Annotated in this window: 8 protein-coding genes; 2 read left to right on the top strand and 6 right to left on the bottom strand. The window is 42.8% G+C overall.

Going from position 1 to position 9686, the window contains the following annotated elements:
* A partial coding sequence (fsa, locus tag E1163_RS28660) for a fructose-6-phosphate aldolase (RefSeq protein ID WP_155176949.1) occupies positions 1-654 on the top strand: 654 nt, incomplete at its 5' end.
* A gap of 10 nt (positions 655-664) precedes the next feature.
* A complete protein-coding gene (locus E1163_RS28655; RefSeq protein WP_155176947.1) occupies positions 665-1378 on the top strand; it encodes a cell division ATP-binding protein FtsE in 714 nt (237 codons plus the stop codon).
* 20 nt (positions 1379-1398) lie between these two features.
* Here the strand turns inward: E1163_RS28655 and E1163_RS28650 are convergent, their stop codons facing one another.
* The 6 genes from E1163_RS28650 to E1163_RS28625 form a co-directional block, all read right to left on the bottom strand.
* The gene (locus tag E1163_RS28650) at positions 1399-1944 is read right to left on the bottom strand and encodes a hypothetical protein (RefSeq protein ID WP_155176945.1); all 546 of its coding nucleotides are present in this window, start codon (positions 1942-1944) and stop codon (positions 1399-1401) included.
* Positions 1937-2491: an RNA polymerase sigma factor gene (locus tag E1163_RS28645; RefSeq protein ID WP_155176943.1), complete on the bottom strand. Its 555-nt coding sequence runs from the start codon at positions 2489-2491 to the stop codon at positions 1937-1939. Before E1163_RS28645 ends, E1163_RS28650 begins: the two co-directional genes overlap by 8 nt.
* Before the next feature lie 64 nt (positions 2492-2555).
* The gene (locus E1163_RS28640) at positions 2556-3278 is read right to left on the bottom strand and encodes a tetratricopeptide repeat protein (protein ID WP_155176942.1); all 723 of its coding nucleotides are present in this window, start codon (positions 3276-3278) and stop codon (positions 2556-2558) included.
* Positions 3279-3318: 40 nt separating this feature from the next.
* Complete coding sequence (locus E1163_RS28635; RefSeq protein WP_155176941.1) at positions 3319-4731, bottom strand: CCA tRNA nucleotidyltransferase; 1413 nt, start codon at positions 4729-4731, stop codon at positions 3319-3321.
* A gap of 84 nt (positions 4732-4815) precedes the next feature.
* Positions 4816-5832 (bottom strand): PorP/SprF family type IX secretion system membrane protein, encoded by a 1017-nt coding sequence (locus tag E1163_RS28630; RefSeq protein ID WP_155176939.1) that lies wholly within the window; start codon positions 5830-5832, stop codon positions 4816-4818.
* Between the two features lie 2 nt (positions 5833-5834).
* Complete coding sequence (locus tag E1163_RS28625; protein WP_155176937.1) at positions 5835-9557, bottom strand: PKD domain-containing protein; 3723 nt, start codon at positions 9555-9557, stop codon at positions 5835-5837.
* Positions 9558-9686: the final 129 nt, after the last annotated feature.

Raw genomic sequence — 9686 nt, 5'->3', positions numbered from 1 at the left:
AAATTTTTTATTGATACTGCCAACCTGAATGAAATACAGGAGGCTTACGACCTTGGAGTACTGGACGGTGTGACCACAAACCCTTCACTAATGGCCAAAGAGGGCATTAAAGGTGATGAAAATGTAAGGGCACACTATAAGGCCATCTGCGATATTGTAGACAATAATGTAAGTGCAGAGGTGATCGCCACTGAATTTGACAAAATGATCAAAGAAGGTGAAGAACTTGCCAAGATCGATGATAAGATCGTAGTAAAAATACCTATGATCAAAGATGGTGTGAAAGCCATTAAATATTTGAGCGAGCAGGGAATCAGAACCAACTGTACCCTTGTATTCTCTGCAGGACAGGCTTTATTGGCTGCCAAAGCAGGGGCTACTTATGTTTCTCCTTTTATCGGAAGGCTTGACGACATAGCATATGATGGTCTTGATCTTATTGAGCAAATAGTACAGATCTATGACAACTACGGATATCCTACTGAGGTATTGGCTGCAAGCATCAGACACACCATGCACCTGATACAGTGTGCTGAAATAGGTGCTGACGTAGCTACATGCCCGTTAAATGTAATCACCAGCTTGCTTAAGCATCCATTGACCGATGCTGGTCTTGAGAAATTTCTTGCAGATCATAAAAAAGTAAACAGCTAAAAATAAAAAGATGTCTTTCTCCTCTGATCCGGTAGTACGCGTTAAAGATGCCTCTATTTTCCAAGATGACAGAACCGTTCTCAGCGATGTCAATTTCGAAATTGAGAAAGGTGAATTTGTGTTCCTGATCGGAAGGACCGGAGGTGGAAAGACATCCCTTTTAAAAACCCTGTACGCTGACCTTGACCTGAGGCTCGGTGAAATCGTTGTAGCAGGCTACAACATCAGAACGATCAAGCAAAAAGATGTGCCTATGCTTCGCAGAAAGCTTGGGATCATTTTTCAGGATTTTCAACTTTTCCCGGACCGCTCTGTAGCTGAAAACCTGACTTTTGTAATGCAGGCCACAGGCTGGAAAGAGAAGTCTAAAATGAAAACCCGGCTAACAGAAGTACTTATGAGGGTTGGCCTCGGATCAGTAGGATCAAAAATGCCTCACCAGCTTTCAGGAGGTGAACAACAGCGCGTGGTTATTGCCAGAGCCCTGCTCAATGAGCCTGTAATTCTGCTTGCGGATGAGCCAACAGGTAACCTCGACCCGGAGGTATCCCAGGGGATATTCAAACTCTTTCAGGAGATCAATAACAGCGGCACTGCCATACTCATGGCTACCCATGACCATACCCTGGTAAAGAAATATCCGGGACGTGTACTTAAATGTGAAAAAGGAAGAGTGCTGGACTCTAAGGTTGAAGAATTTGACCTGTCAACTGACCAATATTAGCCATTCGGCAAGCAATAAGCCTAAACATTAACTTCTTTTTCCCCCTCCTCATCTTTGCGTTTGTTGGCATAATCCTCCAGGTTCTGTAGCTCTTTGTTTAATATATCCACCCGCACAAGCAAGTTCAGGATCAAAGCATCTACCACCTTTTTACTGGGGTTATTTTTCAGTTCGTCCTTCAACACTTCATACATGGCATCAAGCTTCTGCAAGTCTTGCTCAAAGGCTTCATCCACCATGATGTTATTCTCCTCAAAATCATATATAAGCTCTTTCTTTTCAGAGATCTTCTGAAAATAAAAACTTTCTACTGACAGGAACTCATCATTTAGTTTCTCCTTATTAAAAGCTATCTGCTTACCTTCCCCACTATAGTTTAACTGATAAAAAAGTACGGATGATGTAATAAAGAACAGGATTGAGGCTGCCTTCCAAATCCAGTTATATTGGCGCCTGCCCTCAGCGTTAAGGTCTCTATAAACGCCTTCCCACACCTTGCCTGTCGGCTGCTTATCATCAAACTCATGACGATTTTCCCGGATAAACTTGTCAAACTGATCACTCATAGATCACCTCCTTCTGTAATATTTCTTTAAGCTTCTTTTTAGAACGATTGAATTGTGACTTGGACGTAGATTCTGTTATTCCCAGGATCTGCGCTATTTCACTATGGTCGTAACCTTCTATTAAATATAGTGAAAAAACCAGTCTATATCCATCAGGGAGTTGTGTCATCGCACGTTTAATGCGATCAATATCCATCATTGCGCTACTATATTCCACCGGTGCAGGTTCTTCATCGGCAATGTTGTCCTGCACTTCTGCAAACTCCACCTGCTTCTTTCTGATGAAGTTTATGGCTTTATTGATAACAATGCGTTTAAGCCATGCTCCAAACGCAGCATCACCTTTGTAGGATTGAAGGTTTTTAAAAGCACTGATAAAGGCTTCCTGCAACACGTCTTCTGCATCATCAAAGTTATTGGTCATGCGGTAGCACACGTTGAACATAGCCTTTGAGTAAAGTTTATACAACTGGCTTTGGGCGTACCTGTCACCTTGCAGGCACCTTGCTATAACGTCAGCATGAATATTTTGAAATTTCTCTCCCAAATAAATACTTCCTTTCCTATGCTATAGACAGGAAAGGAAGTATTGGGGTTGCACGGGCAGGCAATTATTTATCTATGTTCTGCAGATTTTCTTTTGCAAAAGAAAAATCGGGGGAAATGGTAAGGGCTTCGTTGAAATATTTTTTGGCTGAGGCCTTATCTCCTTCATCCTTCGCAATAAGTCCTTTCAGGTTAAGTAAAGCCACCTTTATAGGAAATTCTTTTTGCTGCTGATTCCCAATATCAAAAACCACTTCAAGATCTTCGGCTTCTTTCTTACCCAGCAAAATATCAATATTGGTTTTACTTTCCTTTAATCGACCAAGTTCGTATTGTAGGAAAGCAATCTTATAAAGTGTTTGATAATCGTCAGTCTGCAGGTACAGTGACTCATAACCATCCAAAGCTTTATCTTTCAAACCCAAATTCTCGTATGCCACAGCCATTATCTCCATAGCAGCGGTATGCTTAGGGCGCATGGATAACACATCCTGGGCAGAAATAGCAGCCGAAGCAAATTGACCTGACTGGAGGTACAAAGCTGACAGGGAATAAAGAATGGAGTCATTCTGAGGGTTCTCTACATAAAGGTTGTACAATGCATTTTTGGCCATACCATAGTCATTGTAGCGGATGGCCATCTGGTAAACCCCGGCATAGTGAGCTGAGAGTACCTGCTGGGCAGACATAGTTTTCTGCCCTTCGGTTTGTGGAGTTTCCTGGGCATGCAAACCCGATATAAATCCTACCAATAACAGTATAAGAGATGCACTTTTTAGATTTATCATTTCTATCTTGTTAAATTGCAAAAGCTCAAATCTAATTAATTTAGTTGAGTTCAACACCTTTCTTTTCAGCCACTTCCAACATATATTTCCACGCTTCCTGCTTGTTATTCCTGATCTTACCGTCGAGTATCGCTTCTTTAATCTCCTCTTTAATCTCGCCTATGATCCTGCCAGGTTTCAGGTTAAAGGTTTGAATGATCTCATCACCGGTGATAGGTGGCTGAAAGTTCCTTACCCGGTCTTTCTCCTCGACCTCACGCATCTTCTTTTCCACCTTTTTAAAGTTGCTGAGGTATTTCTTTACTTTTACATCATTTTTAGAAGTAACATCCGCCTTACAAAGCTTCATCAGGTCTTCAATATCGTTACCTGCTTCAAATAGCAGCCTTCTGATAGCTGTATCGGTTATATCTTCCTTCACCAGGGCAATAGGCCTTAAATGCAGCCGGACCAGTTTTTGAACAAAATCCATCTTTTCATTTAAAGGCAGCTTGAGCTTCCTAAATATCTTAGGCACCATTCGTGCGCCTTTGTCCTCATGCCCGTGAAAGGTCCAGCCTGCTTTCTTATCAAACCTTTTAGTGGCTGGTTTGGCAATATCGTGCAGTATGGCTGCCCATCTGAGCCAAAGGTCTTTGGATCTATCCGCCGTGTTATCAAGTACCTGAAGCGTGTGATAGAAATTATCTTTGTGGCCTTTCCCATCAATAATATCCACTCCATGTAAATCAACCATTTCAGGAAAGATGAGCTTCAGCAATTCCGCATGAAAAAGGAGCTTAAATCCATAAGATGGTTTATCCGCCAGAATGATCTTATTAAGCTCATCTGTTATGCGCTCCTGAGATACAATTTTGATCCTTTCAGCGTTCTTGATAATACTTTCAAAAGTATCGGGCTCTATATCAAAATGAAGCTGGGTAGCAAACCGAACAGCCCGCATCATTCTTAGCGGGTCATCAGAAAAAGTCACATCCGGGTCTAACGGTGTTCTGAGGGTCTTCCTTTTGAGATCCTTAAGCCCGTCAAACGGATCTATAAGTTTGCCGAAGTTATCCTTTGACAGCCCTATGGCCAGGGCATTGATAGTAAAATCCCTTCTGTTCTGGTCATCTTCCAACGTGCCATCTTCTACAATGGGCTTTCTGCTTTCTTTTCTGTATGATTCCTTTCTGGCTCCTACAAACTCAAGCTCCCAACCTTTGTAGCTGATCATGGCCGTACCAAAATTCTTAAACACATTCACCTGGGCATTGCCTAACCTGTCTGCTACATTTTTGGCCAGCGCTATACCACTCCCCACACAGACAAAGTCTATATCTTTCGAGGGCCTTTTCAACAAAATATCCCGTACAAAACCGCCTATAACATAAGTTTCCACTTGAAGTTCAACGGCGGCCTCACTAACTATTTTAAATATTGGATTTTTAAGGATTTGGGCAGAATAGTCCATAGAGCTTAGGCTTAAAATTAAGCCTGCATAACGTTTAGATTAATAAAATGCAAATTTAGCATTTATAACCTACCTTGAAAAGGACTATTTAACAAACGTGGGACAGGGTATGAACTTATCTTTACGTTTGGTCTTTGACCGCAGGGCAATATCCACGTTATATTTCAACGAGACCTCATGAGCACCTCCTGATATAGTGCCCAGCTCAGAAATAGTAAAGTCGTAGCTATAGGCAATTTCAAACTGGTCAAACTGAAGGCCCAGAATCAAGACTGCGGCATCCTGACTTATATTATCTTTTGTATTTTGCTGAATGGGAATACCACGATACCAGACACCTATCATTACCGGTTCATAGAGAAAGTGTAGTCCCACATCCAATTGGTCGAAACTTCCCTGATTCTGGTAAACAAACGATGGTGCTATGCTTGAAATTTTATCCCGCTTAAACACGCCATTGTACAAGGGGATTTTCACACCCGCATGGATAGATGTTTTTATCGGGATCTCACTCTCCTCTCCCAACAATGACCGATTGGGCTGGTTTAAATGATGTGCTGAAAACCCCGCCCAAAATGTCTTGTTATAAACCAGAAAACCTGTGCCAAAATCAAAATATCCGGTACTTCCCAGATTCCCAAAAGTGGGATCTGTCGTTGGGACTTGCCCATCGTTGCTAAACTCTAGCTGGTCTCCAAATACAAGCTTATTAAAATCAATATTCCTGTGGCCATAGCCAAAGTACAGGCCCGGTGTCATCACCCATTTATTAGAAAGCTGGACTTTGTAAGAGTATATAAACCCAACCGAAGTTGACCGTAAATTTGCAGAACCAGCTTTATCAACCGTAGCCAGCAAACCCACACCACTCCTCAAGTCCTGTAGATTAAAATCATACGAAAAGGAGTAGGTCACAAAACCATTAGCCAGATTAGGCCATTGGTTCCTGTAATTAGCTATAAACCGGTGCCCTGAACCAGTGCCGGAAAAAGCCGGGTTAAGGTACAGTGGTGCGGAATAATATTGTGAAAAATGCGGATCCTGCGCCAACACCTCAACCGATAAGCATATTAAAAGGATAAAAAGTACTCTCTTCTTCATAATTACCTGATCAAATTCACATCTCCCATTTTGGTCGTTCTTGTACCATCCTCAAAGGTGAGGTTGAGCTTATAGACATATACATCCTGAGGACAAAGCTTTCCTTTGTAGTATCCATCCCAGCCCAGATTCTTATTATTACTTTGAAATAAGAGTTCTCCCCATCTGTTGAAAATCAGCATTTCGAATTCAGTAACTCCTTCTGAAATTGGCAGGAAGATGTCATTCGTACCCGCTATCCCGCCTGCTTCACCTCCAATAGGCCCTATCAGGTTTGGAGAAAAGGCATTGGGTATCAATATCCTGCCACCATTGATGGTCTTCACTATACTTTCCCTTCTGGTAGTATCGCGACAGCCATTTTCATTGATAGCTATTAACATAATGTCGTACTCACCTTCCTCCTCATAGTAATGTACAGGTTCATCATCCTCGGAAGTGTTTCCGTCACCAAAATCCCAGAAGAACGATGTAGCACCAAAGCTGTTATTTTTTATGTATAGCGGGTTATCGGGAATGTAAACGATGCTAGGCCTTACTTCAAACTGCGCATTTGGACTTTCAAAGACCTCTATGATCAGAGGCTTGGTTTCTGTAATGGTATCACCAAGCACATTAGTAGCAGACAGACTGACGGTGTAAATGCCGGGCTCATAATAGGTATATGATGGGTTAATGGCATTGGAAGTTCCCTGATCCACACCAAACTGCCAGAAATAACTACCTGGCTCTGCATATTGTGTAAGATTTGTGAAGTTAACCGTCAGTGGAGCACATCCAGATGCCGGATCATAATCGAAATCAACCACGGGGGGAATCGGATCTATCGTAACCACTACAGCCTGAGACTCAGAACAGTCACCATAGCTGGCTGTCAGGGTTATTGTATATGTACCATAAGTACCATATTCATATTGACCGAGGGCTGGGTCTGTTGAAGTATCTCCATTTCCAAAATCCCATAAATATGTCCATGGGCCGCTATTCGTAGTATTGCTTAAAAACACTGTAGATGAAGGCAATGTCTGGTTTAGCGGAGTAGCAGTAAAGGCCACATTAATATCCTCCCGCTGAGGAACTATGAAGTTTTGAATTTCAATGTCACTCTCGCAGTTAGCAAAATTTGTTGTACGTAAACGTACTTCTACATTGACATCCGCAGTTACTTTATTGAAAACATGCTCAAACCTATCTCCCACAGCATTAGATGAGAAAGTTATAGCCCCGTTTTCCCTTATCTCCCACTCATAAGTGGTCAGCCCCTTCTGTGCTGCTTCAAATTCTATACGCATCAGGTCGCAATTGACTTCCAGGGTATCAATATCAAAGTTGGCACTCGGTACCGGGTTTACCCTGATTATCCTTGTAGAGTCACCACTACAACCACTGGCAAGCGTGGCATTTAAGGTCACATAGAAATTTTTAACCGATTGCGTATCATTGACAAACTGATAATTAAATGCCGGCGTACTTCCAGTATTTTCCTGGTAAACCAGTCCATTACTGTCATCTATCCTCCACTGATAATCAACAGGATTGAGCGATTGTGTTTCGCTATCTACCTCAAAATCAACATTTACCGGAGAGCAGTTATCATCAAACGGAGAGTAATTAAGTGACATAAAGCCTGATCTCGGCCCGGGCAGTACGGTAATCGCAACTGGCGCACTTACCGTCTCGCACCCATTTACACTGATACTCCTCAACCTTACATTATAGATTTTATTCGTGGTAGTAAGATTGGCAAAGCTCTTCGCATATATGTTTGTGAATGACGGATCGGCAGGATTCTGAATAGAATCTACCACGTAGCCGGAACCCGCATCAATTTCCCAAATATATTGACTGATAACATCCGGCTGAGAGCCTACGGCATTATTGGTAAAGTTGACCAGCAACTCACTACACCCTGAGGTCTGGTCAGGTGTAATGTCTGCCAATGGCAATGGATCAACTGTTACTGTTTGTGTAAAGATGTCGGAGCAACTGTTCTGATCAGTGGTAACTCTCAGGGCAACCTCATAAGTACCAGAAGCTGCATATGCTCTGGTAAAACTGGTCTGGTTATCATAAGCAGCATCCTTGCTAAACGTAACTCCATCGTAATCAAAATCCCACTCCCAACTCACTATACTTTCCCCATTGATGGGATTTAAAGTTGAAAGATCTTCAAATGAAGTTGCGTTGCCTTCACAAACCCTGTCCGCAGAAAAATTGGCCACTGGGTTCTCATACACTATCACTTCGACTTCATCCTCACTGACACATGAAGTTCCGACATCCCTGATCAGTAGTTTTACCCGATAAGTGCCTACATTGGTAAATACTTCATCAAACGGCCCAAGTTCAGTAGATGAAAAAGCCCCGGCTCCCGGTTCTTCCCTTACTAATACGTCATTTTCATCATAAAATTCCCACCTCCACTGAGTTGATGGATTTGGCACACCGGTCGAGTTATCGGTGAAACGTACATCAAAATTAACAGGTGATGCAGTAGATTGACAGAACAATGGAGCTATAGGGTTATCTGAAAGATCAGAAACTCCAATATTGGCGATCAGTGTTGGTGAGATAAACACGAGGTCTTCATATATAGCCTCGCAGTTCCCGGCAGCATTACCATCATGAACCATGAGGCGTATCAATTTCTGTCCTCCAGTGGAGTATGCATAAATTGGATTTACAGCATTGCTTGTAAACACTGGGGTACCCGTACCTGTGCTGTTATCATAAAATTCCCAGGTATAATTAAAACCAGCACCTGCTATGGGAGGTGTAAGATCTTCGAAGTAAATATCCTCCTCTACACAAAATGTACTTTGCACAGGGCCGGCGGCATTGCCCAGGCGCGTTTGAAAGTCTGGCTGAGGAGCATCTACAATTACAACTCTGGCCGTAAGGGTTTGCGGGGCATTATCTCCGTTTACAAGGTCTCCGCTTACCGGGTTAAATGCGTTACCATCTGTGATATCATTATCGTAAGGATTACACTGGTTCCAGTTTTTTAATGTTATCTGAAACTCCTTACCAATATCGGCAGGAGCTGTTGCCGGCACATTGATTGGCAGGCTTACTTCCCCCGGAGCATATATAGGATATTTTGGGTTCATGCCTGGAGCAGGGTCCTGGTAAGGATAGGCAGCAGGAGTCACGCTATTAACATTTATACCGGGAATTCTGTTAGCAGCCGCTCCCGTGCCGTATATCCATTGAATCCATCTGGGCTCCCCGTTCTCCCTTGTTGGCCGAGGGAAGCAATTCCAGTCACTATTATCTATAAACTGAACATCAGCAGCATACCCCTGACAAACCCTGAAAACACCTGGATCTATGGACAGCACATCGTTGGTCCAGACCACTACCTGAGTCTCGATGGGCACAACACTTCCTCGCGGATTGCATCCGTTCTCTGCATCAATAATTACATCGTAGCCACATTCTACGGGTGAATTGGGATAAACGTGGGTTAGTGTGACTCCTGTGGCATTGGTCTGCACATAAGTTTCTTCAGGTGTACCATCTCCCCAGTCCACATAGTATACTGTACCAGGAGTGGCAGCCAGATAAAGCGTTTCAATACCTACGTTGAAAGGGGCACACCCCCGGCTACTGGTTAAAAAGGCAAAACCAGGTTCCATGATCTGCCCCCCACATTGAGCAACAGACTTCTGAAAGACAAGGGTCAATAAAAAAAGGATAAGAAATGTTAATCTCTTAAGGTTCATCAGCTTCAAACGTTTCCCGGTTAATGTTCAAAGCCAAGCACAGACATCAATTGATACGAACCTGTCGGCCAAGGAAACCTGGCATGACAGGGTTATGTCGACCAATTGCGGAATTGGCCTTTAAAATGA

The sequence above is a fragment of the Fulvivirga kasyanovii genome (genome assembly GCF_009711405.1).
Classification (GTDB): Bacteria; Bacteroidota; Bacteroidia; order Cytophagales; family Cyclobacteriaceae; genus Fulvivirga; species Fulvivirga kasyanovii.
Note: the sequence above shows the minus strand (reverse complement) of the source record. Positions and strands in the feature narration are given on the sequence as shown.